Here is a 25,772-nt window from a genome sequence, read left to right on the forward strand (position 1 = left end):
CGCCACAGTCCAGCAGCTGCCGGTGCCACCCAGTTTGACAATCGCCGCGGCGGCGCTCGAACTGCCCGTGGGCATCGTTTCGCCGGAGAGGTTCGCAGAGCATACCGCCACGGTCACGGTCTGACCGATAGCAGCCCAGCGACATGGCGATGCGGCCTGCGCGGGCGAACCTTCCTGTCGCCGCATCAGCGGAGCGCCATCCGATGCGGAAGTCGCATGACGCCGACGGATGATAGCCCCGGATGTCAGACTCCGCGATCTAGCTCGGGGTAGATTTTCGTCGCAAGCTTTTGATTGCAAGTGCAAGCCCGTCCAATGACGACGATATATCGACTCTCGGCGATCCGTCTGTTTTCCAGTAATGAATCTTTACGGTGCCCTTATCACGGATCTGGCGCATCATCATCGGGTCGACTGGCAGAAAGCCGACGCACAGGCTGGCGTCGCAGGCAGTGAGACGAATCACCGTTGCAGCACCCCCGAAATTCAGCGTGACGGAGCGGGCGGGGATGCCCGTCACCGGCGCGCGCACGACGAAGACCGGTTCGCCTGATGCTGTGGCAGCGATTGACCAACTGAAAACCAAGTTCCCGTCCGGGGCAGCGATCGATTGGACGATGTTGCAGACCTTACGGCCTTTCGACTCGTCGCAGATCAATGTCCAAGTCAGGAACCGTTCGAGGACGCGGCGAATGCCCGGGCTGACCGGGGCCCCGTCGACGGGCTTCACCTGATAGGGCAGCGCGGCGGACGGTAGCTCCTCGGTCAGGCTGCCGCGCAGAGGCGACTGCGCCTGTGCCGCCGACAACAGGCCGACCCCGAGGAGGAGCGCGCATGCGCATCCCGGTCGCCATGACATCCGCGGTGGCCCCACGCTGGATACCTCAGTTCAGGGTGAAGCTTGCGCCGGCGCCGATGCCGAAATCGCGGCCTGCGGCGACACCGGTGGCATTCACCCGGGCCGTGCCGTCCGGCAGGGTGTATCCGACGCCGAAGGACGCAGCAGCCTCGCCACGCCAGGCGCCGCCACCGGCGGCGACGCTGAGCTTGCCCGGCCGGTCGTCGAAACGGAGGGCCGCGGCGGCCAGCCCGATCGCCGCTCCGCGCCGCGCGTCCGCGCGAACCTCGCCGACTTGTCGATTGAGATCGAGCAACTGGCTGCCGAAGCTGCTCATCTGCTTCTGCAGGGGGGCCACGGCCGCATCAGTGTAGGCGGCGCTGGCGGCCGAAGCCACCGCGACGCTCCGATCGGTATAGGCGTTGGCCTCGGCTTTGGCCTGTGCCACCTGTCCGGTGTTGGCGACATCGGTGGCCAGCACGCCCGCCGCGACGTTGCGGATCATTACCGGCTGGTTCGGATCGCCGCCAGCCAGCGTCATCGACTGACCGCGGCCGCCGGTGGAGGGGTCCACGTCGTATCTCACCCCGAAGGTGTCGACGGCGCCGAGGGCTGCGCCGACGCTGGCGTAGGTCTGGCCGCCGATCGTGTAGCTGGGCGCCGTGAAGCCGCCATCTGCCGTGAAGCGAGCCCCACCACCCAGCGCACCCGCCAGGTTGCCACCCAGAGCGCGCACTTGGCGCAGATTCACCGCGTCGGTATCCTGCGTTCCGCCGGCGACATTGGTGATCTGGCGTTCGCCGCCCTCAAAGCCAACCGAGATCGCCCCCTGCGTCGAGTTCACCGCGGCTCCCGAGAAGGCTTCGGCCGCCCCCGCCATCCCGGCTCGGCTGGCGACCGAACCGGCCCCGAGGGCGACGCCCCGATCTGCGCTGGCCGACGCCGCAGGACCGATCGCGACGGAATCGGCGCCGAGGGCCTGCGCCGCAGCGCCCGTGCTCCGCACGGCCACATAGCGGCTACCGTTGGTGCTGAGCGTCGTCACCGCCGCGTTGAGGCCGCCGAGGGCGCCACCGACGGTGTTGTAGGTCGCCCCCTGGATCGCATAGCTGGGCGCGCGCAGCGTCCCGTCGCCGGCGATCCCAGCGCCGCCGCCCAGAGCCGAGGCCACGGAGGCGCCGACCGCATAGATCTGGCCGCCGTTGATCGCCTGCGTGCTGCCGGCCGCGATTTGGCCTGTGCCGACCCCGGTCAGCGTGCGCGCCGTGCCGTTCAGGTCGGCGATGGAAACCACCGTTCCGTCCGTGGCGCCGCCGATCGAAATGGCGCGCGAGGTCGGGTCTTGTCGCACCAAACCGGAGGTCCCGTTCTGCAGATCGGTGACGCTGTTGCTGATCGCGTAGAGCTGACCACCGTTGACCGCCTCGGTCGAGCCTACTGCCACCAAGCCCGACGCGACACCGCGCAGGGAGACGGCCGTGGTGCCACCCTTGGCGAGATCGACAACGTTGGTCGGATTGCCATTCCTGTCTGGCACGTATTGAACCGCGAGGTTGTTGCTCGCCGCGAGGGCCGAACCGACATCGCGGTAGATCTGACCACCGACGCTGTAGCTCGGCTTCGCGAAGACGCCCGTAGCGTCGTAGCCCGCGCCGCCGCCCAGCGCGTCGCTGGTCGCCCGGAGCTGACCCAGCGTCGCGGCGTCACTGTCGCTGGTTCCGACGGCCACGCCGATCAGGCGGCGGGCGCCGTCGGTCCCGGTGAAATCGACGGCGCTTCCATCGGTGCCCTTGCCGACGCTGATGGTGCGGGTGGTCTGATCCTGCTGGACGAGACCGAGGCTGCCATTCTGGAGCGCAGCGACCTTTTGGTTGGTCGTATAGAGTTGGCTTCCATTAACGGCATCCGTCGAGTCGCTGGTGGTGATATCGCCGGGGCCGACATTGTGGAGAAGGACCGTCTGGCGGGCGTTCGAACCGACCAGCGTCACGTCGTTCGACGGAACGGCCGGGTTCGCGATGGTCGGGCTGCTCGCGGTCGAATAGCGCAGCGGCATCTGTGACAGGGCCACGGCGCCGCTATCGGTCGTCGCCGGAGCCAGGCCGGTGATCGAAACGGCTGATCCGAGGTCACCGCTGCGGGTCAGATCGATGCTCGCCAGACGCTTTCCGCCACCATCCGTATCGTAGCGCAAGGCAAGGCTGTCGATCGACCCGACGAGATCCGGGATCGTGCTGTAATTTCGTTTCGCGTAGGAATATTTCGGCGGCGTGTAAGTGTTGGTTGTCTGGTCGAACGAGCTTCCGAGCGTGGTGCCCAGGGTGTTGCCGAGGCCCCTAAGCTGACGCACGTTGACCGCGTCGGTGTCTTTCTGGCCGCCCGCGACGTTGGTGATCTGGCGCTCGGTCCCGGAATCGCCGACCGAGAATTCCGTGTTGGCCGAACTCAGTGCCGTGCCGCTATACGCCTCCATGCCGCTGATCGTTCCGCGCAACGCCATGGCGTTCGAGCCGATCGCGACCGCCCGTTTCGACGACGCTTTGGCGCCGCTGCCGATCGCCAGCGCCGAGCCACCCTGGGCGGACGTGTTGTCACCGATGGCGATGTTGCTAGCCGTCGAACTAGCGCCTTTCTCGCCCGCGACCGAGAGACGGCCGATGGCGAGCGCATCCTGGCCGTAGGCACTGGCGATGAAGCCCTGCGCGAACGAAAAGTCACCGACGGCATAGGATTGCCGCCCGAGGGCGATGGCGATATCGCCCGACGCCTGGTTGCCGGTGCCCAGCGACAGCGTCGAACGGCCATCCGCCGTGTTGCCGTAGCCGATCGCAACGCCGTACGCTCCGTTGGCGGAGTTGCTCGTCCCGATCGCGGTCGAGTTGTAGTCCGGATTGCCCGCGCTGTTGTTGTAGCCGACCGCCACACCGCCGGCAGCGCCGACCGACGATCGCAATCCGATCGCGGTACCGGACGGGATCGAACCTGCATCCGACGTTTCGTTAGGCGGCGTCGAGCTGCCGTTGGAGCCGCTGGAGAGATCGCCGCCCGCGGCGGCACCGCTGATGCCGGCGCCACTGCCGTCGCGGTAATTGATGATCCCTTGCGCTTTCGTCGCCGACTGCGCCTTCGCGCCGGAGCCGATTGCGACGGCGCCGGCGCCTGTTCCGCTCGCGCTCGAGCCGATGGCCGTCGAATCCGCACCGCTGCTCGTGGCATTGTACCCGCCGGCAAACGAGCGATCGCCGCTGGCTGTGGCTCCGGGCCCGATCGCTGTCGCGTTGTTATTCGCGTTGGGTGTAGATCCGCCACCCGCCGCATAGCTGCTTTGCGCACGGGCTGACCCGTTGAGCATCAAGCCAAGACCGATCGCTACGGCGGTCGTAGTCAATAAGTCTCGGCGGATACATCTTGAAAGACGCGGGCCAGTCGTATTCATGCTTCATTCGTCGAAATCGGAGACTTTATTCGCAATATCCGCGAGCCAACGTTGCCGGATATCTGCGCATGCCCAATGATAGTATTCTGATCAAGAACTCATCGAATTCGACCTATAACCACATGCTTTCTGCTGAGCATACAGCTAACAAAGACTGATAAATAAAAGGTTATTAACGATAATCTCGCGGCGCGGGCAAGAAATGATTAATCTGATGCTGACGCGTTTTGTGGCCATAACGCAGCATTGAAGGATGCGAAAATTGTCGTCTCGGACGCCGTCGTCGTTGTCGCCGAGATCTCGCCCATCAGGGGTGTCGGACACCGGCCGATGTGATGATGTCATTCGTTAAAATTCGACGCGATTCAGCGCAGCGCACGTTTCCGGGTTTCATAAGCCCGGCCGCTCGAGATTTGCCGTTGCAAATATATGCCGCGCGGTGCGGAAATCCGCTCGTCCGTGCTATCGATCTGGTCAATCAGCATGGGCTTGGCGAAGTAATAGCCTTGCGCGCAGCGGATCTGCGTCGCGCCGAGCAGGTAGGCGACCTCTTCGTGGGTTTCGACACCCTCGGCGACGACCGACATCCCGAGTGCGAGACCCAGGGATTCGATCGCCCTGAGCAAGATCTGGCTGCGCGGCCGTTTGTGAATGTCCGTGATGAACGATCGATCGATCTTCAATTCGTCCGCGGTAATCTCAGCGAGGGCCGCGAGGGAAGAATAGCCAACGCCGAAATCATCGATCGAGACCCGCGCCCCGACAGCCCGGATGCAGGGAAGGACTTCGCGCTGGAACAGTCCCTTCGTGAAGAACGCCTCCTCGGTGAGCTCGAGCACGAAGCGGCTGGCCATGCCGGTTTTACCGAGGGTGTCGCAAAACCGGGTCATGAATGGAACGTCACACGCCTGCTTGGCGGCGATGTTCAGGCTGATCGAGATGCCGGTCCCGAATATGTCATCGATCTCCGGTATGGTGAGGATGGTCTCCGACAGTATCTGAAGCGTTATCTCGTTGATCAATCCGAGTTCGATCGCAAGACCGATGAAATCACCCGGGGTGTGGATCGTTCCACGTTCGTCTCGCCACCGCAGCAGCACCTCGACGCCCAGCACCGCGTGCGTGCGCATATCGACCTTTGGCTGGAAGGCGCAACAGAAGCGGCGGTCACGAATGGCGAGGCGCAACCGCTGCTCGACGGCCATGCGCGCCGTAGCGGCGTGGCTCATGGTCTCGTCGAACAGGCTAACGCCCCCTTTCACGCCGCCTTTGACTTGATACATTGCGTTATCGGCTCGGCAGCGAAGGATCTCGTAGGTCGCGCCGTGATCCGGAAACAGGCTGACGCCGATCGACGCGGACGGGAAGATCTCATGGCCGTCAATTAAGCACGGCTGTTTCAGGCGTTCGGAAATCTCCGTTATCGCCGCGAACGTCGCAGCACGATCGGTAACCGGATTTAAGAGCAGCACGAATTCGTCGCCGCCGACGCGGGCCAGCATGTCACTGGGGCGTAGGGCACCGCGGATCCGGTCGGAGACGCGGCGCAGCACGGCGTCGCCCGCCGAATGACTGTAGTAATCGTTAATGTGCTTGAAGTTGTCGAGATCAATGAACGCTAGGGCGAACCGGTCGGCCCGACCCGCCCGTGCGACCAGCTCCTCCACTCTCTGCTCGAACATGGTCCGGTTGGGCAGGCCGGTGAGCGCATCGATAAAGGCGCGATTGATGAGATCGCGCTGGAGCCTGTGGTGGTGCGTGACGTCGATCAGGGAAGTCAGCGTGTAGACCTCCTCGTCAACCTTCACGCTCCGCGCCTGAACCTCCATCATGCGCTCGCCGACCGGCTCGACGACAACCCCGTCCGGATGCGCCAGGGCCGCGCGCGGCAAGTCCCGCGTGGCCTTGGTTCCGAGCTGTTGCGTCGCGGCGTTGGCCAGAATGCACCGACCCAAGTCGTCATGGACCACGATCCCGACCGGCAGCGCCTGAATGGCGACTTCCAGCAAGCTTTGCAGATGAGTGACGGATCGCTCGGTCACGGTCAGCCCTGCTGCCAGAGGGACTTGGTGGCGTGCGCACCAACCTCGGCCGCGTGTTCGGCGCCGTCGAGAGGACGCCTGAGCAGCCGGCGATGGACTTGGTCGATGGCGCTGCCGTTACCGTTGCCGCCGTCGGTGATCGGGTCGCGACCGATGCGGGTCGCGGCCGACGGATCAGTGTCGAGCCCGCTTGCCTTGTTCATGGTGGCACCGCGCCAGCGTTCCACCACCGCGCCGACGAATCCCGCGCCCGCGATCGTCGCGCCGTCATCCATGAGACGCGCGCCCATATCGTTGCGCGGCTGCCGCTCCGGCGGTAACGGGCGAAACGTGAACCGCGCCGGCATCGGCACGCCTTCGCCGAACGCGATGACCTCCCCTGTACCCAGGGACGGAACGAACGTGAGCAAGTTCACCGCGTCGGAAACGGCGGCTGCCAGGATCGCCTGATCGCGGTCGTTGGTCATGCGCATGGCAAACAGCGTGCTGCATTGCGACATGATCGTCGGGTCGAGTTCGGCGGGGCGCTGCGTGACGAGGCCAAGATAGACCCCGTGCTTGCGGCCCTCACGGGCGATGCGCGAGAGCGCGCGCCGGGTCGGAATGAAACCGATCGCACGGTCGGCTGAAGCGTAGCGGTGGGCTTCCTCGCACACGAACAGCAGCGGGATCGCGCCCTCGCTCCAGATGCCGAACTCGAAGGCGAGGCGGCAGAGCACGCACACGACGGCGTCGACGACCTCCATCGGCAACCCGCCGAGCTGCATGATCGTCATCGGCCGCCCGTCCGGCTCCAACCGGAAGAGATGAGCGAGGATCTCGCCCATCATATCGCCGCCGACATTGGCGTTCTCGAACATGAAGCCGTAGCGCGGGTCGTTGCGAATGGCCTCGATCCGGGTGATGAGGCGGTGGAAGTGCATCCGCGTGACACGGTTCTCCAGCCGCCCCATCCGCTCATCGATCAACGCGATTAGGTCTTGCAACATGTATGGCACAGGCGTGTCGACGGTGTAGCCGGCGTTTTTACCGTTCGAACGCTTTATGGTCTGTCGCTCACTCGCCTCCTTGTACTGGGAGTACTTCAGCTTCGCGAGCGGAATCACGTCCGCCAGGATCTCAATCTCCTCGTCGATCGGAGGGCGGCCGCCGTAGATCACATCGGCAATCTCTTCGAGGTTGAAGAACCAGAACGGCAGCTTGAGATTGCGGGCGGTGATCACATTCGCCTGTTCGCCAAAGCAATTGGCGTACTCGTTGTGTACATCGAGCAGGAAGATACGAATCTTCTGTTGCGCGCGCATGACCTGATCGAGGATCACGGCAACGCCGCTCGACTTCCCGACTCCGGTCGTTCCCAAGACGGCGAAGTGCTTCGTGAGCAGATCGTCGATCTTGATGCAGGCCGGCGTATCCGGATCCTGCACGAGCGTACCGACGGCCACGACGTTCGAGGCGGAGACTTCGTACACCACCCGAAGGTCCGCCGGAGCGAGCAGGCTAACACTATCGCCGATGGCCGGATAGCAGGAGACGCCGCGGCGGAACCGCTTTGCCCCGGCCTCGACGACGAACTCTCCCAGTAGATCGAGGCTGGCATAGGCGCCCGATGGCCCACCGCGATCGCCGCCTGACGACAAGGTGGTGATGACGCCGACCAGCATGGCGGCGCCGGCCTGGATCTGAACTAAATGCCCGACCGTCGCGCGGATCCTGGGACGTCCATCGCCGCCCAGCAGCCCAAGATGGACCTTCGAACCATCGATCGACGTCACGAAGCCCATCTGCGCCATTGTAGTTTCGAGGCGTGTCGCTACGTCGCAGTTCAGCATCAGGCGTGTCCTCGAGCTCAGAATTTGCCCGGATCTTAGAGATGCCCTGCTTAAATATACCGCTACGCGGAGACATCTCCATCTTACTGGTTAATAGTCTATTATTGACCCTGTTCTTCGTCGTTTATAGGCGCGCGATCAAGGATCGCTCTGACGGTCAAACCGCGATATACGTCGCATATTCTCGTCGTGCTCGCAAAATTGCCGATCAAATTTTCAATATATATACGCTCCAACAATGCTTTTACGGCTAATTTAATTTTTTATCGAATCGCCCGCGCGAAGGATTCGAGTCTCATTATAAAATTTATTGATGGATCTCGTTTACGCGCGCTGTATTAGAGGCGCCTTGGAGGTGAAATGGCTGGTATCAATCTTGTCCGTCGGGTCGGCGCGACAGCGGGACGTCGACGAGGCGGCGGAACAGATCGACCGGTTCAGCGACCTTGGGGGTTTAGGTGCTGACGGCTGGGACGTATCAATGGCGCGCGACTACCACGATGCTTGGACATTCTACTTCAAAGCCAAGGGTGGCTATTCATCATGGTTGCAACCCAGATCCAGCTCTGTTGCGCCGAACCCGCTGCCGTTTGACAAGGTATCATAGCTCGAACTTAGCCACATGACGCATGAGGTCCGCTTTTGCTTTTCGCGCGGCGGAAGCAGACCATGTCCAGAGCCCCCTAAACGTCCATTCCGAATCCGACCCGACGTCGCCGTTCAGGCTACTACACGGCCTGCCTGTTAGCGGAGGCTGGATCAGTGACTGCGTCATCACTCGCCACCGTGCAGGGCCCGGCCGAAGAGCGCGAGCATTGCGCTCCAGCCACGCTCTGCGGCGGCGTGGTCGTAAACTGGAAAGTCCGGCATCATTTAACCGTGCGCAGCCGAATACGTTTGCGATGTATAGCGTACGTCGGCCTCCGTGAGAGATCTCTGCAGCCGCTCGGCCATTGCAGACGGATAACTGCCATCGTTCTCCGCCGCGCCAATATAGACCTCCGCCTTCAGCCTCGGCGCGAACAGGTGGGGGCTCGTCGGCGCATCGGTCGCGAGATTGCCCCCGTGAAAGCTCGCGGCTGCCGCGAACCGGTCGGGGTAGGTTCCCGCTGTAACCAGGGCCATGCCGCCGCCCATGCAGAAGCCCACCACCCCGACCTCCCGACCTCTAACGTCGTCGCGCGTGTCGAGGTAAGCGAGCATGGCCTCTGCATCTTCCGCGGCCGTGAGGGAACCGGTTGTAGCCATCAGCGGACCGAGGACGGCACGAAAGTCACCCACGAACACCTCCTCCGGTACGAATGGCCCGTAGGGTCCGTAACGGTAGAAGAGATCCGGCAGCAGGACGATGTAGCCAGCGTCAGCGAGCTGCTGTGCCATGTTGAGCATCGCCGGCCTGATACCACCAGCGTCCATGTAGAAAATCACCGCGGGCCATGGTCCGCCGCTGGCCGGAAGCACCACGTGCGAAGGGCAATCACCATCGCGCGTCCGGATCGTGACTTGCTGGTTCGGCATGGGATGCTCCTCGGCCGGACATCCGCAGCGTCCGCTTCGAACCACTTACGACCGCCAGCGGATCGACTGCAAACTACCCAACCCAGCCATAGACTGCTGACCCTCGTTAGGCTGGAAGCGGACTTTCCGAGGGCTCGCCTTGGGTCGCGAGCCATCGGTGAGTGCCACGGCAAGCCGCGTTTCGTAGCGTGCCCTTATGCGAATGGGCCACTGCCGCAGCCGTCACGGTGAATGTCCGCTATGGATGAGCGTCCGTGGCTCCATGGATGACCGAGATGGGCGCAAAGCCGAATGTCCGGTTTTGAGTGAGGAGTTGCGGCTCGGTGAAGGCACAAAGGCCGTGAGATGACTGGCTGCTAGCCCGGCCTTTAAAATTATCTCGCGAACTCAATGACATAGGTGTTCGCAGTTTCATTCTGTCTGGCGCGCCAATCTTTTGAATGACTTAGCTCTCACGGCTCGTCCCTCCCTAAGTACGGAGGAGTTCTGGGGGACTTTCAGGGAAGAGGCGTCACTCCCGAGGGTAACTGCCCCGGTCATCTCGTAGGGCACCGGGGCGTGCGCGCTCCCTGATAAGATTCGGCGGATCGGCTCTGGGCACGTCAGGTGACGAAAACCGTTTTTGCGAACAGCCCTGCACACGCCAGTTGTTCCGCGGAACAACGAAGGCGCTACTCCAGGTCTAAGAGCGTTTAACAGAACCGTTTGAGTTGGTTGAGTGTGCCGAGGGCGCAGGCGAGGGTCGTGAAGGCGAGATGGATATCCGCGCGGCGTTCGTAGCGGACGGTCAGCCGCCGGAAACGCGCCAACCACGCCAGCGTACGCTCGACGACCCAACGGTGGCGGCCCAGGCGTTGACTGCTTTCGACGCCCCGGCGCGCAATGCGGGGCACGATCCCGCGGGCCCGGCATTCCCGGCGGCAACGGCGGTGGTCGTAGGCTTTGTCGGCGTGCAGCTTGCCGGGCCTGTGGCGCGGGCGTCCACGGCGGCCCGAGCGCGCACCAGCGGGATCGCGTCGAGCGTCGCAACGAGTTGGGTGCTGTCGTGAGTGTTGGCCCCGGTCAGGACGACACCGAGCGGCGTGCCGCGGGCATCGACCGCGAGGTGGCGCTTCGTGCCCGGCTTGCCCCGGTCGGTCGGGTTTGGACCGGTCGCCGCCCCTCTTTTTTCGCCGGAAGGCTGGCGCTGTCGAGTGCCGCTCGGCTCCAGTCCAGTTGTCCGGCACCGTCCAGCTGCCCCAACAAGGCGCGATGCAGGCCCGCCCACACGCCTGCCCTCTGCCAATCACGCAGTCGTCGCCAGCACGACATCCCCGAACCGCACCCCATCTCCTGCGGCAGGTACTCCCACGGCAAACCAGTGCGCAGCACGAACAGAATGCCGGTCAGCGCCGCTCGGTCCGGGATCGGCGGCCGCCCGCCCTTCGGACGCGCCCGCGCCGGTGGCAGCAGCGGCGCGATCACTGCCCAGAGATCGTCGGGAACGAGGAACTTCGCCATGCCCGACCAACGCGCCAACCGCCGGTTTCGTTAGGCGCTCTAAAACAATAGCTTACCTCGACATTGGGTATCATAGGTAGCGGGAGTAGAAGGGGTTGCCTAATCATTTGCCGCGAGGGAGACGCCGCTCTCAGCGGGGATGTTGAGGGACTCGAACCAAGCTGATCAATTGCTGATCGGCCGGATATCACCGAAAGGGGCTGGCCCGCGTCGGAGAGAAGCCGCCGAAAAAGCGGACAGTCTCCTATCAACCCAACGCAGTCGTTCATGCGCGACTGTGCGGCTCCCGAAAGCGGACAGACGTTCCGCGGTTGCTATGGTCGTATTGCGCCCAGGCTCATTCGGCCGGTTGAACCCCACCGGAGTTTCCTGAGGTTGCATCGGCGGCGAGCCTGTCAGCGCCAAACAGCCGCTCGAAGGCGACGTAGAAGGTCGGGGTGATGAAAAGGGTGATGAAGGTCGCGACGATCAGACCGCCGATCACCACCGTGCCCATGGAGACGCGGGCATTGGCTCCCGCGCCGCTGGCGATGGCGAGCGGGATCGAGCCCATGATGAAGGCGAAGGAAGTCATGAGGATCGGGCGCATCCGCAGGCGCGCCGCGTCCTGCGCCGCCTTGAGGGCGTCCTCGCCCTGCCGGCGCAGATCCTCGGCGAAAGAGACGAGCAGGATCGAGTTCTTAGCCGCCAGCCCTACGAGGAGCAGGAGGCCGATCTGCCCGAAGATGTCGAGGGCGAGCCCTCGCAGCGCCAGCGACCCCACGGCGCCGAAGATCGCGATCGGCGTGGCGAGCAGGATCACGAAGGGCAGGCGCAGGGACTCGTACTGTCCGGCGAGCAGGAGGAAGATCATCAGCACGCCGAGGCCGAAGATCAGCGGCGCGAAGCCGCCCGCGACCTTCTCCTGGTAGGCAACGTCGGTCCATTCCACGGCGAAATCGCTGGGAAGGCTGCCCTTAGCCAGAGCCTCGACCTCCTTGAGCACGGTCCCCGAACTCGCGTTCCCGGCCACCTCGATCGCCACCTCGATGGCGGGATAGGTGTTGTAGGACAGGACCGCGGTCGGGCCGGTGGTGAACTCCGCCCGTACCAGCGAGCCAAGGCGCACGGGCTCTCCTTTTCCGTTCAGCACCGGTAGAGCTTCGAGGTCCTGGATCGTGCGGCGGCCCACGGCCTCGCTCTGCACGTAGACCTGGTAGACGAAGCCGAACCTATTGAAGAGGTTCACGAAGCTCGACCCGACATAGGTCCCCAACGCGTCGAACAGGTTTTGGAGCGGTACGCCGAGCTGCTCGGCCTTAGCCCGGTCGATCTCCAGCTTGATCTGCGGCACGCCGTAGCTCGTGGTCGGGAGCGCCTGGGCGATGTTCGGACTCTTCGTCATCGCGTCGATGAAGCGCTGCGCTGCCTGGGCCAGCTTGAGGCCGCCAGTACCGCTGCGGTCCTGGATCTCCAGCGTCAGGCCGCTGCGGGTGCCGAGCCCCGGCAGGGGCGAGGGGTTCACCACCCGCACCTTCCCGTCCGGATCGTGCCGGAACGCCTTCTGCACCCGGGCGATGATGTCGTCCGCCGAGGCCGCGCGCTCGCCCCAGGGCTTCAGCACCGGGATCTGAAAGCCGTAGAACGGCGCCACCGCGTCGGCGAGGATGCTGCGCCCCACAACGCCGATCGTATGGTCCGCCTCGGGCATGTCCCGCAGGGTCTTGCCCAGGCGCTCGACCATCGCGTCCGTCCGGGCGACCGAGGCGCCTTTCGGCAGGGCGACGTCGGCGAAGAAGTAGCCCTGGTCCTCGTTCGGGACAAAGCCGGTCGGGCGCTGCATCACGAGAAGGACGGTGAGCGCCGCGAAGGCGAGGAAGGCCACGCCGACGATCACGAGGTGACGGCTCAGCGCGCCGATCACCCGGGTCAGGACGTTCGCGCTCGCCTCCAGCGTGCGGTTGAACCAGCGGAGCGGGGCCTTCCACCTGCTCTCGCGCTGGTCCGACCCTTCGGGCCGGTGCTTCAGGATCAGGCCGCAGAGCGCCGGGGTGAGGGTCAGGGAGACCACCGCCGAGATCGTCACGGAGATCGCGATGGTGAGGGCGAACTGGTTGTAGAGCTGGCCGGTGAGTCCGGGGATGAAAGCCACCGGCACGAACAGGGCCGCCAGCACCAGGGTGGTGGCGATGACCGGAGCCGCCACCTCATTCACCGCCTCGCGGGACGCCGCGCGGGGCTCCATTCCCTCGTCCATCAGCCGCTCGGTGTTCTCCACCACGATGATGGCATCGTCGACCACAAGGCCGACCGCCAGCACCATGCCGAGCAGGCTCAACGTGTTGAAGGAGAATCCAAGTAGGGCCATCGGCCCGAAGGTGCCCACCAGCGCCACGGGGACGGCGATAGAGGGGATGAGCGTCGCCCGCCAGTTCTGCAGGAACAGGTAGGTGACGACGATGACGAGGACGAGCGCCTCGAACAGGGTGTGCACCACCTCGGTGATCGCCTCGCGGACGAATTCGGTCCGGTCCAGGGCGATCTTGTACTTGAGGCCCGGCGGGAAGCGGCGGGCGAGTTCCTCCATCGTGGACTTCACGCCGTCCATGACCTGAACCGCGTTGGCGCCGGGCGTCTGATAGAGACCGAGCGTCGCGGAGGGTTTCCCGTCGAAGCTGGAGCGGACGCCGTACTGCTCCGAGCCGAGCTCCACCCGCGCCACGTCCCGCACCCGTACCACCGACCCGTCTGGGTTGGCCCGCAGCAGGATGTTGGCGAATTCCTGCGGCTGGCTCAGCCGTCCTTGCGTGACCACCTGCAACTCGAAGGGGGTCGGCTTGCCGTCGGTCGGCGGCTTGCCGAGCGATCCCGTCGTGATCTGCTCGTTCTGCTGGCTCACCGCCTTGATCACGGCATCGGGGCTGATCGCCAGGGCCTCCATCTTCACCGGATCGAGCCAGAGCCGCATGGCGTATCGCTTCTGGGAAAAGTTCTGGATCCGCCCCATGCCGGAAACCCGCCGCAAGGGCTTGATCACCTGCGTCTCGGCCCAATTAGCCAGGAACAGCTCGTCGTAGGGCGAGCCTTCTTCGGCGTAGAGGACGATGTTGCCGAGCTGCTGGCGCGTGCTCTTCTGGATCTCCAACCCCTGCGACCGCACCGAGGCCGGGAGCTTCGCCTCCGCGCGGTTGGCGCGGGTGAGCACCTCGGCGGCGGCGGCATCGAGGTCGGAGCCGATCTCGAAGGTCGCGTCGAGGTTGACGCTGCCGTCGGTGTTGCTGGTCGAGGCGATGTAGAGGAGGTGCTGCGCGCCGTTGATTTCCTGCTCCAGCGGCGTTGTCACCGCGTCGTAGGCCTGCTGGGCGCTGGCGCCGGGATAGGTCGCCTGGACGTTGATGATCGGCGGCGCGATCTCGGGGAACTGAGCGATGGGCAGGGTGAGGCCGGCCACCGCGCCGATCAGGGTGATCAGCACGGAGATCACGCCCGCCAGGATGGGCCGGTCGACGAAGCGGGCGAACATCGGTCCTCGACAATCCATCGGTGGTCGCGGGGACCGGGCATGCAACGCCAATGGGTTTTGCGTGTTCCCTGTCCGGTTCGGCGCCGGGGGCGCCTCGGAGGGGGCGGTTCAGGTGCGATCGGGGGCGAAATACGGGTTGATCGGAACCGGGGTCCTCGCGGTGCTGGCCGGTGGCGGCTGGCTGGCGGCCGGGCGGCCCGCGCCGTCCGCGATCATGGCCTCGCTGACGGGGGCGCAGGCGCCCAAGAAAGCCGAAGAGCCGCCCATGACCGTGACGGTGGCAACGGCGCGCAGAGAAGCGGTGCCGATCACCTTCACCTACACCGGCACGATCATCGCCCCGCAGGATGCGGCCCTCCAGGCGCGGGTGACGGGCAACATCATCGAGCGCCCTTTCGAGCCGGGGGGCCACGTGAAGAAGGGGCAGGTGCTGTTCCGCATCGATCCGCGCCCCTTCGAGGTTTCGCTGGCCCAGGCCAAGGCTCAGGAGGCGCAGGCGAAGTCGCAGCTTCAGTTCGCTCAAGCCGAGGTCAGTCGCACGGATACGCTGGCCGACAAGGGGTACGCCACGGAGCAGCGGCTCCAGCAGTTGCAGGCCAACGCGGCCGGAGCCAGCGCCCAGGTGCAGCAGGCGGAGGCCGCCATCGCCCGGCAGAACCTCAATCTCGACTACGCGACGGTTAACGCCCCCTTCGACGGCCGGGCGAGCCTGTCGATCATCAATCCTGGCGACCTCGTGATCGAGAACCAAACGCAGCTCGTCTCGGTGGTGCAACTCGATCCGATCGACGTGCAGATGGCCCTCTCCTCGGAGGATTCAGAGACCGTGCGGGAGGCGATGCAGGGAGGCTCCGTGACGGTGGAGGTGCTGGACGAGGCCGGCAAGCCCGTGCGCGAGGCGCGGATCTACCAGCTCGACAATCGCTTCGATCCCCGCACCGCCCGCCGCCTTGTCCGTGCCCTCCTGCCGAATCCCGACGAGCGCTTCCTCCCCGGTCAGTTCGTGCGGGCCCGTGTGAAGACCGGGACGGAGGACAAGCTCCTCATCCCGACCATCGCCCTTTCCGCCCAACTCGCCCAGCAGATCGTCTACGTCGTCGACGAACAGGGCGTGGTGCGCCAGAAGCCGGTGACGACCGGCGACAGTTTCGGAGAGGACACGGCCATCGTCGCGGGCCTCAAGCCCGGCGAGAAGGTGGTGACGGACCACATCCAGGACATGCGCCAGGATCTCAAGGTCGAGACCAAGACCATGAAAGCCAATTCGACGGGCGCCCAGCCGGTGAACGGCGCCGCCTCCAAGCAGCCCGGGTGAGGCGGCGATGATGCGGCTCCTCTTCCCCCTCTCGCTCGCCCTGCTGCTCGCCGCCTCCGCCGCCAGTGCTGCTCAACCCAACGGCGCGAGCCGGTGCCGCGTGGATCGCAGCCAGTACGCTGCCCTGAAGCACGGGATGAGCTACGGCCATGTCCGCCACCTTCTCGGTTGCAGCGGCCGGCGCATCTCACACCTCAGCATCGGCCGTGCCGAGCGCACGACCTATTCCTGGCGCGGGCGCGGCACCTACGGGGCCAATCTCACGCTGACGTTCCGCGATGACAGGCTGACCGACAAGTCGCAACTTGGGCTGAGCGAAACTGAGTAATCTGTCGTTTCCGGGGGATGAACGTCGGCTAAGCGGGCGTCCGCTTTTCCGGCTTCGTACCCGAAAGCAGCCCGTCGCAAATCCACCCTTCTCAGACATCACCAGGCCATGCTGCGTGACTTCAAACCCTAAGCGATCAGCCGTCTGATCATCTTCGCCGGAACGCCGCCGACCAATATTCCCGGCTCCACATCCCGGGTCACGACTGATCCGGCCGCAACTATAGATTGCTCCCCGATCGTGACGCCGCACAAGATGAGGGCACCGGCCCCGATCCAGACGCCGTCGCGCACGCAAATATCCTTATGAAACGTCAGCCTCGTTTCCTCTGTTCGCTCGTGAAACCCCTCGACGACGAGCGTGTGGGTCGATGTTTCGAAGCTTACCCGGGGACCGATCATGCACCGATTGCCGATCTCGATCCGTGAGTCCCGGCATGCAAATCGGACCTCGGAATTGACGAACGTCTGATATCCTATCGTAAGCCCTCGGACGGTCTCGGTGCTGAAACTCTGCTCGAACACGAGGGGACTTGAAATATGCGATCGTGTCCCGACCCGAACGCCGATATGGCGCAACAACGCCCGCCGTACGCCGTTGAAGGCGTAGAAGTTCGGACATCTATTGTATATGATCAGAACAAAATAGCTATATAATCGCCATAAATGGAGCGCGTTCAACGTATCCACCTATCGCCAGCCCCTAATTAGGCCGGGCCCAATTCAGTATTATCCCGATTCTCGCATCCCGGGCAAGCGCGTCGCGGGCGGGGATCAGGCCAGGTGCAGGTAGGCCGGGTCGAACAGGCCGCGCTTCATCAGCCCGTCGAGGTCGTGGATCGTAAGGCGCCGGCCGCGCAGGGCGATCAGGCCGGCCCCGCGCAGCGCCTTCAGGGTGCGGTTGATGTGAACGCTGGTCTGGCCCAGGGCGTCGGCGAGGTCGGGCTGGGTCACCGGCATCGGGATCGTGTTCCCGTCCGCGAGGCCGACGCGCGCCAGCCGCAGGTACAGCTCGCAGAACAGGTGCGCGAGCCGCTCGATCGCCGTGCGGCGACCGACGCTGGCGATCCATTCCCGCTGGAGCGCGGTGGTGTCGCGCATCTCCAACCACAGGCATTCATCGAGCGCCGGCCGGGCCCGGACCGCCGCGCCGATCTGGTCCGGCGCGATGCGGGCGACCGTCACCGCTGTGAGCGCCCCGATGGCGTGGTCCATGCGCGCCCGGCGGGTGACGCCGGGGTCGCACAGGTCGCCGGGCAGGAGCAGCGAGACGATCGCGCGCCGCCCGTCGGGAAACTGCCGGTACCGGCAGGCCCAGCCGTCGAGGATGAGGTGGGTGTGGTACGGGTCGTCGTGCTGGCCGACGATGTCCTGGCGCGGCGCGACCGGACGCACGTGCTGGCGGGCGAGCCCGTCGAGGGCCGCGCGGTCCTCGGGCGCGAGCCGGACATGCCGCTCCATCTTCCGCACGAAGGGGTTGGTCAGGTCCGCCTCCGGTCAGAGAAGGCTGCGGCGATGCGGTTCCCGGGCCGGCACGGGCCGGCCACCCGGCCCAGGGCCCGCGCCGGCCGCATCACGCACGATCAGGCCGCCGGCCAAGGCGTGCGGCACGAAGACTAATCTCGGCACGGGATATATCGGCTTCCGAACGTCGAAGTCTGGAGAATTTCGACGGCTTATGCCGCGACCGCGCAGCCGCGCGCTAACCTGCGTTAAGCGACCGCCCTGCCGGCCGGCGCGCGCCAGCCCATCACCTCACTCGGCGGCGGCGCCCACCGAATCGGCCATCCGGGCCTGCCGGGTGCCGAGGGGCTGAGGCTCGCCCACCGTCGTGTCCTCGGCGGTCTGATGCTCCATCTCAGCATTCAGCTGGGCACCCGCGAGCACGATCATGGTCGAGATCCAGATCCAGGTCATGAAGCCGATGGCGGCGCCGAGGGAGCCGTAAGTCTTGTTGTAGCTGCCGAAATGGGCGACGTACCAGGAGAACAGCAGCGAGGCGACGAGCCACAGCAGCGCCGCGGAGGCGCCACCGGGGGTGACCCAGCGCCAGCGCGGCGCGTCCCGGCTCGGGCCGTAGCGGTAGAGCAGGGCGAGCCCGAGCAGGACCGCCACGAGCAGCGCCGGCCAGCGCAGCAGGGTCAGCCACCAGGCATCGGCGCCGAGCCCGACATACGACAGCACCACCGGCAGCACCACGACGGCGCCCAGCGCCAGGATCAGGAAGGCCAGCGCGCCCGCCGTGAAGGCCAGGGAGACGAGGTTGAGCACGAAGAAGTTGCGCTTCTCGCGCTCGTTGTAGACGATGTTGAGCGCGTCGAAGACGTGCTTCACGCCGCCATTGGCGCTCCAGACCGACAGGACGATGCTGATCAGCAGGCTGAAGCCCAGCGCGGTGTTACCCTGCTCGTTCAGCCGCTTGACCTGGTCGCCGACGATGTCGAGCGCCCCCTGGGGCAGGATGCCCTGGAGGCTGGTGAGCTGGTCGTTGATGGTCGAGGCGTCGGCCACGAGGCCGTAGCAGGAGACCAGCGCCGCCACCGCCGGGAAGATCGCCAGCAGGGTGAAGAAGGTCACCCCCGCCGCGATCAGCGAGAGGCGGTTCTCGCCGATGTCGCGATAGGTGCGCAGCGCGATGTCCTTCCAGCCCTTGGCGGGGATCTCGGCCGGATGGCTGGCGCCCCGGCCGCGATCCGCCTCGGTCCGGGCCACCGCCTCGGCCTCGCGGCCCTCGTGCGTGGGCGACGGCTTGCGCGCCGACGAGCCCGCGAAGCCGGATTGCGCCCCCGGATCCGCCCGCCGTCCGGTCGGCGCGGCTGCCCGGCGCGGGAACGCGACCAGGCCGACGAGCGCGGTGGCGAGGGCCAGGGTCCAGACCGTCGAAGCCTGCCCCCCGGAGTCGCGGGCCGCGTTGCGGTCTGGATCGGGAGAAGCCATCGGTACGCCTCGACACGGGTTCGCGAAAAACGCCTTCGAACCGGCCCCCCACGGGTTGCCGATCCGACAGGGAACGCCGCGACGCGCAGACCGGTTCGCGGCCCGGTTGCAATCCGCCGCGGTTCCGGCGCCCGGTGCCGGGGATTGCTTGTATTGGGCCGGTTTCATCTTCGGCGCGGCCTGTTCTAACCCATGTTGGGGCGTAGGCCGCTTGGGCGCGCCACAAGCGTTCTCGACGGGCGCGACCAGCCCGTTCGGCGACGCCCGGACCTTATGCCCGACATCGAAGGCCGCACCCTGCTCGATCCGACCCACGACATCCGGCACGGCCTGCCGGAAGCGATCCGCACGCACCTCGGAACGCTGCTCGGCCTTACCTACGATCAGGTCGGCCCGGCCCCGGGGGCCACGTCGGATCGCTTCGCCGACCTGCTGGCGCGCCTCGACGCCGCGCTCACCCGAGGCGACGACGCGCGCGACGCGGCGTTCCGCGCCGGCCTGCTGAAGGTGGTGCCGGCCCTGCACCGCTTCGCGGTGTCGCTGACCCGCGACCCGGCCGCGGCCGACGACCTCGTTCAGGACACGCTGCTGCGCGGCTGGCGCGGGCGCGCCGGCTTCACCCCCGGGTCGAACCTGGAAGCGTGGCTGTTCACGATCCTGCGCAACGTGTTCTACAGCCAGCACCGCAAGCACGGCCGCGAGATCCCCGACACCGACGGCAGCTATGCCGAACGGCTGACCAGCGTGCCGGAGCAGGGCGGCCATCTCGACCTGCAGGACGTGCGCGCCGCCCTCGACCGGCTCGCGCCGGTGATGCGCGAGGCGCTGGTCCTCGTGGCGATCGAGAACCTCAGCTACGAGGAGGCCGCCGCCGTCATGAAGTGCCAGATCGGCACCGTGAAGAGCCGGGTCTGGCGCGCCCGGGAGCAGCTCGCCCGGATGCTCGGCTATACCGGGGCCGAGATCGGCAGCGACGGGGTGATGCTGTCGGTGACCGGGACCTCCGCCTGACGGAGGCCGGAGGATTTCCACCGCCGAATACCCCTATCCGCGGCGCTTCCCTCTGTATTCGCCAACAAATTTGACTTAAGTGAAGGCGCCCGGGCTGATTCCTGGGCGACATAGGGCGAGTTGGGTCGATCCGTCGTCCTGGCTCAGCTCCCGTCGGTGTGACATCCCCCCGATCCACCGACGGGAGCCCCTTTCGGGGCGCGCCCGTCAGCGCGCGGCGTCGTCGCCCCGGTCCGCGTCGAGCTGCTGCAGCAGCTCCGCCAATCTGGGATCCAGCGCCTCGTCGATCACCGGATCATAGAGCGCCTGCAGCTGGCGGCCGAGCCGCATCCGCGTCTGCGCGTCGAGGACCGGGGCGCCGGCCGCGATCGGGAAGACCCGCAGGGTGGTGGAGGCGGTCCCGGGCGCGGATCTCGGGGCGGCGCGCTGATGATCGGGCTGTGGCATGCTGCCTACATCGGCCTGGAGGGGCGCGACGGCAACCACCCGGCGCCAGGAAGTCTCGGTCTCAGTCTCAGTCTCAGTCTCAGTCTCAGTCTCGGTTTCAGGCCTCGCCCGATTCTACGCATCGTCCTCGGGCGCGAACACCTCGCCCTTCTCGGCCAGCACCGTGTCGGCCTCGTCGCGGGCCAGCACCTCCAAATCGGCCCGGCCGAGCGCCCGGGCCAGCGCCCGCTCCCAATCCGGCGGCAGCGGACGGCCCTCGGCGGCCAGGAGCGCGGCGGTCCGTTCGCGCAGCCGCGCCCAGGCCTCCGTATCCAGGCCGGCGACGGCGCCGCCGAGGCCGAGCTCGGCCGCGGCGCGCGCGGCGGCGTTCGTGGCGGCGTCGGTCCAGGCGGACGGGGCAGGGGTGTCTGTCGCAGCGGGTTCGGTCGTGCCGGGTTCGGTCGTGACGGATTCGGTCATGGCGGCCTCGCGCGGGGTCTCGGGTCCGCCATCCGACATAGGGCTCGCGCGCCGGAGGTCAGCGCAGCCCGTGGCGGGCGATCTCCTCCGGCACCAGCTCGGCCGCGTCCTGGCGCGCCAGGATGGCGTCGAGGCCGACCGGGCGGTCGTCCCAGGCGTCGACGCCGACATCGCAGGAGCGGCTGGTATCGGGCAGCCAGCCATGGCTGTGCCCGTAGAGATGGCGGGTCTCCCGCCACAGGCCGGGCCAGGCCCGGTGCGCGTAGTGCGACAGGAACAGGCGGTGCTCCCGGCCCTGCGCGTCCGGCACCGAGATCCGGGCGCTGTCGACGGGCGGCTCCGCCCAGGGCAGGTCGAGGACGCGGTTCGAATCGTGGTTGCCGCGAACCAGGCGCTTGATGCCGTTGAGTTCGGCAAACAGCTCCGCGCAGCGGGCGCGGCTCGCCCCCGCGGCGAAGTCGCCGAGATGCCAGACCGCGTCGTCGGGCCCGACCACGGCGTTCCAGCCGGCGACCAGGGCGGCGTCATGCGCCTCGAGGCTGCCGTAGCGCGCCTGACGGTGGCGGAGGATGTGCGGGTCGCCGAAATGCGTGTCCGCGGTGAAGAAGATCGCCATGCCGTGAGATGTCGCCGTTCAAGCCCGTCACCGCGTCCGGCGCCGAGGCGAGGTGGATCGGGGCCGGCGCCGAGCAAGCCCGGCGCGGCATCGTGCCCGCAACCGGCGGGGATCGCGACCGGCGCACCCGCGGGGCCCCGAGGCCGCACCCGCTTGCCCCGCGCGCGACCGGGCCTCTATCGTCGTCGCGATGCTCGATCCCACAGCCTACGCGCACCTTCTGGACGCCGCGCGCGCGCATCCGCCCCTGGAGGCCGCGATCCGGCAGGTCGGCCCGCTCCGGATCGACCCGCCGCCGCAGGCCTGCCTAGCCGACCGGCTGTTCGTCGAGGTCGTGAACCAGCAGCTCTCCACCCGGGCCGCGGCGGCGATCTGGGCCCGGATCGAGGCCGCCGCGGCGGCGGCCGGTTCGAGCCCGCGCGGGCTGTTCGAGACCGGCGACCCGGCGCTGCTGCGGGCCTGCGGCATCTCGGGCAACAAGGTCCGCGCCCTCCAGGCGATCGTCGCCGCCGAGGCGGCGGGCCTGCTCGGCCCCGACCTCGCCCACCGGCCGCATGCGGAGCGCGCCGCGATCCTGTGCGGCATCCGGGGCGTCGGCCCCTGGACCGCCGACATGGTCGGCATCTTCCATTTCCACGACCCGGATATCTGGCCCGAGGGCGACGTGGCGGCGGTGGGCTGCCTGCGCCGGCTCACCGGCGGCACCGACACGCGCAGCCTCGCGGCCCCCTTCGCGCCCTATCGCTCGATCCTCGCCCGCTACCTGTGGCGCATCAAGGACGCTGCCCCGGCCGAGCCCCCGACCCGCCCCGCACCCCGCCCCCGGCGCCCCCGCGCCGCGACGGAATCCGGGTGACGGACGCCCCCCGATCGGCTATCCGTTCCGCGGGCGCAGGGCCTGTAGCTCAATGGTTAGAGCCGACCGCTCATAACGGTCTGGTTGCAGGTTCGAGTCCTGCCGGGCCCACCATCCGTTTTGCGGCGTGCTGGTTTCGCTTGGGCATTTCGGATTTAGCCCGCACCCGACGCGCGTCGCCTCGCACGGCGTCAGCCCAGCCTCCTGAATCGGCGGGCCGGATCATCTGCGACGCTGAGACCGCCTCCGCCCGGGGGCGATCACGGGGCTGGGGCGTTTCCCCGAAACCCGCACCGCGTTCCGGTCGCGGCCTGCCTCGTCCATCGTGCCAGAGGCACGGGGACCGGCCCTGCAAACCCTGAGCGCTGATCCGATGAGTTCCGACCTGACCGTCTACTACGATGGCGGCTGCCCGCTCTGCCGGGCCGAGATCGGCCACTATCGCCAATGCCGCGGAGCCGAGCGGATCGCCTTCGTCGATGTCGGGCGCACCGCGCCGGAGGTCGGCCTGGGTCCGGATCTCGACCGGGCCGACGCGCTGCGACGCTTCCACGTGCGGAGCGCCGACGGCCAGCTCGTGTCGGGTGCGGCAGCGTTCGCCCGTCTGTGGCGGGTCCTGCCCCATTGGCATTGGCTTGGCCGCCTCCTCGACCTGCGCGTCTTCGGGCTGCGGCCCCTCCTGCCGCTGGCCGAGGCGGCCTACCGGCTGTCGCTACCCTTACGGCCACGCCTGGCACGGCTGATCGCGCGCCGGCACCGCTGAGTCGGCAACGTCTGAGAAGAATCGCACCGGGGACCCGTATCGGATCACCGGGCGCCCGCGCCTGATATCCCGTGACCTGCCGCTGTGGTTCGTCGTGTATGAACAGGCTCAGCGCTGGCGGAAGCCGGCCGCTTCCGGCACCCGGCCGGGGATCTGCGCGTGGTGCTGCGCCTGGCCCCGGACAGCCCGCCCTACCCGGCAGCAATCGTGCTCGACAGCCGGGCCGTGCGTTCCCCGCCCGAGAGTGGCGAGCGGGCCGGTTATGACCGACCCGCACATCGCCGTCTTCGTCTGCATCCTGCTCAACCAGGCCGCTCGACGGATCACAAGTTCCAAACAGCCTTTTGTCACCACCCGCCGAATCCAGGCTCCATCAATCCGCCTCTACCGAGATTGAAGCAAACCAAAACGCGACGCCGATCGAGGGGCAGTGGTGAACGTCGTTTCGCAGGACCCGATCGAGCAACTCTATTGGGCGCTCTGAATGCGCCGCGTCTTCACCGCTTGGCGTATTCCTCCGCCACGAGCCTGCGCAGGCCCGATTCGAGATCGATCCGCGGCCGCCAGCCGGTCCGGTCGAGGAAGCGCGTCGAGTCGAGCATCTTGTAGGCTGCCCCCTGGAACGAGCCGGGCGGGCTCACCAAGGGGACGGACCAGTCGAGGGCGGTCAGGGCCGCCCGCGCCACCGCCTCGACGGTGACAGGCGTGTTGGCAGCGCAGTTGAGGATCTCGTTGTCGAACACCCGGTCGGCCGCGAGGATCGCGTCGATCTGGTCATCGACATGCAGCACCTCGCGAACGGTCTGGGGGTTGCCCCAGACCTCGAACTGCTGCGCGCCCGCCGCCTTCTCCCGCACGGCCCGGTCGAGCAGGGCGCCGACGAAGTGGCTGCGATCGGCGGCCTTGTTGTCGTGGGGGCCGTACAGGGTCGCCAGCACGCAGTGCAGGAAGCTCAGACCGTACTGGTGCGCGTAGGCCGCCGAGCCCGTCGCCAGGACCTGCTTGGCGAGCCCGTAGCCGATCACGGACGGGTGCGTGGGTCCCTGGCCGAAGCGCGCCTCGGGGAGCGGCTCCGCCGATTCCGGATAGGTGCAGGACGAGCCCGTGGAGACGAGCTTGGCCTGCGGTTGGTACAGGCGCCACGCTTCGAGGACGTTGAGGTGAATCCGGGCGTTGATCGCCAGGAGCTCGCCCTGGATGTCGTACTGCACGGCGCCGGTGCGCTGGCGGGTCACCACGTGGAAGATGCGGCCGGCCGGGGGCGCCGCGCGCAGCGCACGCTCGACATTCGCCCAGTCGGAGAGGTCACCCGCCGCGCGTCCGATGCCCACGACCTCGCGGCCCTCGGCCCGGAGCCGCGGGACGAGGTTGCGCCCGAGGAAGCCGTCGGCCCCGATGACGATGTCGTGCTCAGGCCCCGGCATGGTGAGCCCCGTCGCGATAGGCCTCGCGATACCACGCGATCGTCGGCCGCAGCCCGTCCGCGAGCCCCGTGAAGGTCGAGATCCCGAAGCGCTCGCGCAGCCGCCGGTTGGTCGAGCGGCGGGCGAGCACGCCGTGGGTCGCCGTGTCGGGGGCGTGGAGCGGCCGGTCCTCCCCCGCCACCTCCAGGATGGTGCGGGCGAGGTCGAGCAGGGTCGTGGTCTGCCCGCGGCAGAGATTGAGCACGTCGCTCGCCTCCCGTATCTCCAGGGAGCGGGCGAACACGTCGACGACGTCGCCGACATAGATGAAGTCGCGTTCGACCAGCGGGTTGCCCTTGATCTCGAAGCGATCCCCGGGCGCCAGCGCGCGCATCACGAAGGCCGGCAGGACGTGCGCCTTGCGCGGATCCGTCGAGTCGTGGGGGCCGTAGGGGTTGCTCAGGCGGAAGCTGAGCGTGTGGATCCCATAGCGCTCGGCGTGGAGGTCGGCGACCACCTCGCCCCAGCGCTTCGACCAGGCGTAGAAGGCCTCGTTCCGATTGGGCGGCGCGTTGAGATCGACCGGCCGCGCGTCGTCCAAGGGATCGCAGGCCGCCGGGTAGACGGCGACGCTCGAGGCCGCGCGCACCTCGCGGATGCCCTTCGTCAGGCAGAACCGGTAGAGGCGGTTGGTGATCTCGGCGTTGCCGGTGAGCAGATCGCTCTGCGCCGTCTCGAACTGGTCGGCATCGTAGCGCTGCGCGGCGACGTTGACGACGATCGTATCGGCGGGGACCGACAGCGCGTCCATCGCGTCGAAGCGGGCGGCCTCGGTCGCTCCCGGCACCGCGCGGCCGGAGGGGCTGATCGCGATCAGCCGCTGCACGCGACCGGCGAGATGCGCGACGAGGTTACGGCCGACGAACCCGGTCGCACCGACGATGACGACGGTCTCGGGCAGAGCGCCCAT

At 66.9% G+C, this 25,772-nt stretch carries 19 protein-coding genes, 1 tRNA gene and 1 pseudogene; 6 read left to right on the forward strand and 15 right to left on the reverse strand.

From position 1 onward, the window contains the following. Positions 1–259: 259 nt before the first annotated feature. The 7 genes and pseudogenes from LGR69_RS05225 to LGR69_RS05255 form a co-directional block, all read right to left on the reverse strand. A complete protein-coding gene (locus tag LGR69_RS05225; RefSeq protein ID WP_230365381.1) occupies positions 260–808 on the reverse strand; it encodes an invasion associated locus B family protein in 549 nt (182 codons plus the stop codon). A gap of 76 nt (positions 809–884) precedes the next feature. Beyond that, the gene (locus LGR69_RS05230) at positions 885–4,274 is read right to left on the reverse strand and encodes a YadA-like family protein (RefSeq protein ID WP_230365382.1); all 3,390 of its coding nucleotides are present in this window, start codon (positions 4,272–4,274) and stop codon (positions 885–887) included. A gap of 365 nt (positions 4,275–4,639) precedes the next feature. Next, positions 4,640–6,316, reverse strand: a complete 1,677-nt coding sequence (locus tag LGR69_RS05235; protein ID WP_230365383.1) for a putative bifunctional diguanylate cyclase/phosphodiesterase — start codon at positions 6,314–6,316, stop codon at positions 4,640–4,642. Positions 6,317–6,318: 2 nt separating this feature from the next. After that, positions 6,319–8,148 (reverse strand): ATP-binding protein, encoded by a 1,830-nt coding sequence (locus LGR69_RS05240; protein WP_230365384.1) that lies wholly within the window; start codon positions 8,146–8,148, stop codon positions 6,319–6,321. Positions 8,149–9,021: 873 nt separating this feature from the next. Next, on the reverse strand, positions 9,022–9,666 hold the full coding sequence (locus LGR69_RS05245; protein ID WP_230365385.1) for a dienelactone hydrolase family protein: 645 nt from the start codon (positions 9,664–9,666) through the stop codon (positions 9,022–9,024). A gap of 692 nt (positions 9,667–10,358) precedes the next feature. Further along, positions 10,359–11,166 (reverse strand): annotated as a pseudogene (locus LGR69_RS05250) (IS5 family transposase). A 337-nt stretch (positions 11,167–11,503) separates the two neighbouring features. Then, positions 11,504–14,668 carry an efflux RND transporter permease subunit gene (locus LGR69_RS05255; protein WP_230365386.1) on the reverse strand — a complete coding sequence of 1,055 codons (3,165 nt, stop codon included), beginning with the start codon at positions 14,666–14,668 and terminating at the stop codon, positions 11,504–11,506. A 112-nt stretch (positions 14,669–14,780) separates the two neighbouring features. Here LGR69_RS05255 and LGR69_RS05260 point away from each other — a divergent pair, with 112 nt between their 5' ends. Next, a complete protein-coding gene (locus tag LGR69_RS05260) occupies positions 14,781–15,983 on the forward strand; it encodes an efflux RND transporter periplasmic adaptor subunit (protein ID WP_230365387.1) in 1,203 nt (400 codons plus the stop codon). Between the two features lie 7 nt (positions 15,984–15,990). Then, positions 15,991–16,311: a DUF3862 domain-containing protein gene (locus tag LGR69_RS05265; RefSeq protein ID WP_007563049.1), complete on the forward strand. Its 321-nt coding sequence runs from the start codon at positions 15,991–15,993 to the stop codon at positions 16,309–16,311. A 128-nt stretch (positions 16,312–16,439) separates the two neighbouring features. On the opposite strand, the gene LGR69_RS32165 is transcribed toward LGR69_RS05265, so the two are convergent. The 3 genes from LGR69_RS32165 to LGR69_RS05275 all read right to left on the reverse strand — a co-directional run bounded on the left by LGR69_RS32165 (position 16,440) and on the right by LGR69_RS05275 (position 19,247). Continuing rightward, positions 16,440–16,712 carry an acyltransferase gene (locus LGR69_RS32165; RefSeq protein ID WP_370881374.1) on the reverse strand — a complete coding sequence of 91 codons (273 nt, stop codon included), beginning with the start codon at positions 16,710–16,712 and terminating at the stop codon, positions 16,440–16,442. A gap of 372 nt (positions 16,713–17,084) precedes the next feature. Further along, positions 17,085–17,795 (reverse strand): Crp/Fnr family transcriptional regulator, encoded by a 711-nt coding sequence (locus tag LGR69_RS05270; protein WP_230365576.1) that lies wholly within the window; start codon positions 17,793–17,795, stop codon positions 17,085–17,087. Between the two features lie 270 nt (positions 17,796–18,065). Then, the gene (locus tag LGR69_RS05275) at positions 18,066–19,247 is read right to left on the reverse strand and encodes a YihY/virulence factor BrkB family protein (protein ID WP_007559255.1); all 1,182 of its coding nucleotides are present in this window, start codon (positions 19,245–19,247) and stop codon (positions 18,066–18,068) included. Positions 19,248–19,520: 273 nt separating this feature from the next. Between LGR69_RS05275 and LGR69_RS05280 the strand changes: the two genes are divergently transcribed. Then, positions 19,521–20,258: a sigma-70 family RNA polymerase sigma factor gene (locus LGR69_RS05280; protein ID WP_230365388.1), complete on the forward strand. Its 738-nt coding sequence runs from the start codon at positions 19,521–19,523 to the stop codon at positions 20,256–20,258. Between the two features lie 207 nt (positions 20,259–20,465). Here LGR69_RS05280 and LGR69_RS05285 read toward each other — a convergent pair whose 3' ends face one another. The 3 genes from LGR69_RS05285 to LGR69_RS05295 form a co-directional block, all read right to left on the reverse strand. Beyond that, the gene (locus LGR69_RS05285; protein WP_091865155.1) at positions 20,466–20,705 is read right to left on the reverse strand and encodes a hypothetical protein; all 240 of its coding nucleotides are present in this window, start codon (positions 20,703–20,705) and stop codon (positions 20,466–20,468) included. 114 nt (positions 20,706–20,819) lie between these two features. Next, the gene (locus tag LGR69_RS05290; RefSeq protein ID WP_230365389.1) at positions 20,820–21,164 is read right to left on the reverse strand and encodes a hypothetical protein; all 345 of its coding nucleotides are present in this window, start codon (positions 21,162–21,164) and stop codon (positions 20,820–20,822) included. 58 nt (positions 21,165–21,222) lie between these two features. Continuing rightward, on the reverse strand, positions 21,223–21,780 hold the full coding sequence (locus LGR69_RS05295; RefSeq protein ID WP_091865157.1) for a metallophosphoesterase: 558 nt from the start codon (positions 21,778–21,780) through the stop codon (positions 21,223–21,225). 190 nt (positions 21,781–21,970) lie between these two features. On the opposite strand from LGR69_RS05295, the gene LGR69_RS05300 reads away from it, so the two are divergent. The 3 genes from LGR69_RS05300 (at position 21,971) to LGR69_RS05310 (ending at position 23,399) form a co-directional block, all read left to right on the forward strand. Beyond that, positions 21,971–22,636: a DNA-3-methyladenine glycosylase family protein gene (locus tag LGR69_RS05300; RefSeq protein ID WP_230365390.1), complete on the forward strand. Its 666-nt coding sequence runs from the start codon at positions 21,971–21,973 to the stop codon at positions 22,634–22,636. Positions 22,637–22,674: 38 nt separating this feature from the next. Then, a tRNA-Ile gene (locus tag LGR69_RS05305) sits at positions 22,675–22,750 on the forward strand. 259 nt (positions 22,751–23,009) lie between these two features. Next, positions 23,010–23,399: a thiol-disulfide oxidoreductase DCC family protein gene (locus LGR69_RS05310; RefSeq protein ID WP_230365391.1), complete on the forward strand. Its 390-nt coding sequence runs from the start codon at positions 23,010–23,012 to the stop codon at positions 23,397–23,399. 497 nt (positions 23,400–23,896) lie between these two features. Here LGR69_RS05310 and LGR69_RS05320 read toward each other — a convergent pair whose 3' ends face one another. Further along, the gene (locus tag LGR69_RS05320) at positions 23,897–24,823 is read right to left on the reverse strand and encodes an NAD-dependent epimerase/dehydratase family protein (RefSeq protein ID WP_230365392.1); all 927 of its coding nucleotides are present in this window, start codon (positions 24,821–24,823) and stop codon (positions 23,897–23,899) included. Beyond that, the gene (locus LGR69_RS05325) at positions 24,810–25,772 is read right to left on the reverse strand and encodes an NAD-dependent epimerase/dehydratase family protein (protein WP_230365393.1); all 963 of its coding nucleotides are present in this window, start codon (positions 25,770–25,772) and stop codon (positions 24,810–24,812) included. Before LGR69_RS05325 ends, LGR69_RS05320 begins: the two co-directional genes overlap by 14 nt.

It is taken from the genome of Methylobacterium brachiatum, assembly GCF_020523825.1.
GTDB classification, from domain to species: Bacteria; Pseudomonadota; Alphaproteobacteria; order Rhizobiales; family Beijerinckiaceae; genus Methylobacterium; species Methylobacterium brachiatum.

What these genes read in the sequence shown, in the direction of transcription:
- LGR69_RS05285 (WP_091865155.1), bottom strand. Translation starts at nt 20,705, where the DNA reads ATGCCACAGCCCGATCATCAGCGCGCCGCCCCGAGATCCGCGCCCGGG.
- LGR69_RS05310 (WP_230365391.1), top strand. Translation starts at nt 23,010, where the DNA reads ATGAGTTCCGACCTGACCGTCTACTACGATGGCGGCTGCCCGCTCTGC.
- LGR69_RS05240 (WP_230365384.1), bottom strand. Translation starts at nt 8,148, where the DNA reads ATGCTGAACTGCGACGTAGCGACACGCCTCGAAACTACAATGGCGCAG.
- LGR69_RS05230 (WP_230365382.1), bottom strand. Translation starts at nt 4,274, where the DNA reads ATGAATACGACTGGCCCGCGTCTTTCAAGATGTATCCGCCGAGACTTA.
- LGR69_RS05295 (WP_091865157.1), bottom strand. Translation starts at nt 21,780, where the DNA reads ATGGCGATCTTCTTCACCGCGGACACGCATTTCGGCGACCCGCACATC.
- LGR69_RS05325 (WP_230365393.1), bottom strand. Translation starts at nt 25,772, where the DNA reads ATGGGCGCTCTGCCCGAGACCGTCGTCATCGTCGGTGCGACCGGGTTC.
- LGR69_RS05275 (WP_007559255.1), bottom strand. Translation starts at nt 19,247, where the DNA reads ATGGCTTCTCCCGATCCAGACCGCAACGCGGCCCGCGACTCCGGGGGG.
- LGR69_RS05300 (WP_230365390.1), top strand. Translation starts at nt 21,971, where the DNA reads ATGCTCGATCCCACAGCCTACGCGCACCTTCTGGACGCCGCGCGCGCG.
- LGR69_RS05290 (WP_230365389.1), bottom strand. Translation starts at nt 21,164, where the DNA reads ATGACCGAATCCGTCACGACCGAACCCGGCACGACCGAACCCGCTGCG.
- LGR69_RS05255 (WP_230365386.1), bottom strand. Translation starts at nt 14,668, where the DNA reads ATGTTCGCCCGCTTCGTCGACCGGCCCATCCTGGCGGGCGTGATCTCC.
- LGR69_RS05245 (WP_230365385.1), bottom strand. Translation starts at nt 9,666, where the DNA reads ATGCCGAACCAGCAAGTCACGATCCGGACGCGCGATGGTGATTGCCCT.
- LGR69_RS32165 (WP_370881374.1), bottom strand. Translation starts at nt 16,712, where the DNA reads ATGATCGGTCCCCGGGTAAGCTTCGAAACATCGACCCACACGCTCGTC.
- LGR69_RS05280 (WP_230365388.1), top strand. Translation starts at nt 19,521, where the DNA reads ATGCCCGACATCGAAGGCCGCACCCTGCTCGATCCGACCCACGACATC.
- LGR69_RS05265 (WP_007563049.1), top strand. Translation starts at nt 15,991, where the DNA reads ATGATGCGGCTCCTCTTCCCCCTCTCGCTCGCCCTGCTGCTCGCCGCC.
- LGR69_RS05320 (WP_230365392.1), bottom strand. Translation starts at nt 24,823, where the DNA reads ATGCCGGGGCCTGAGCACGACATCGTCATCGGGGCCGACGGCTTCCTC.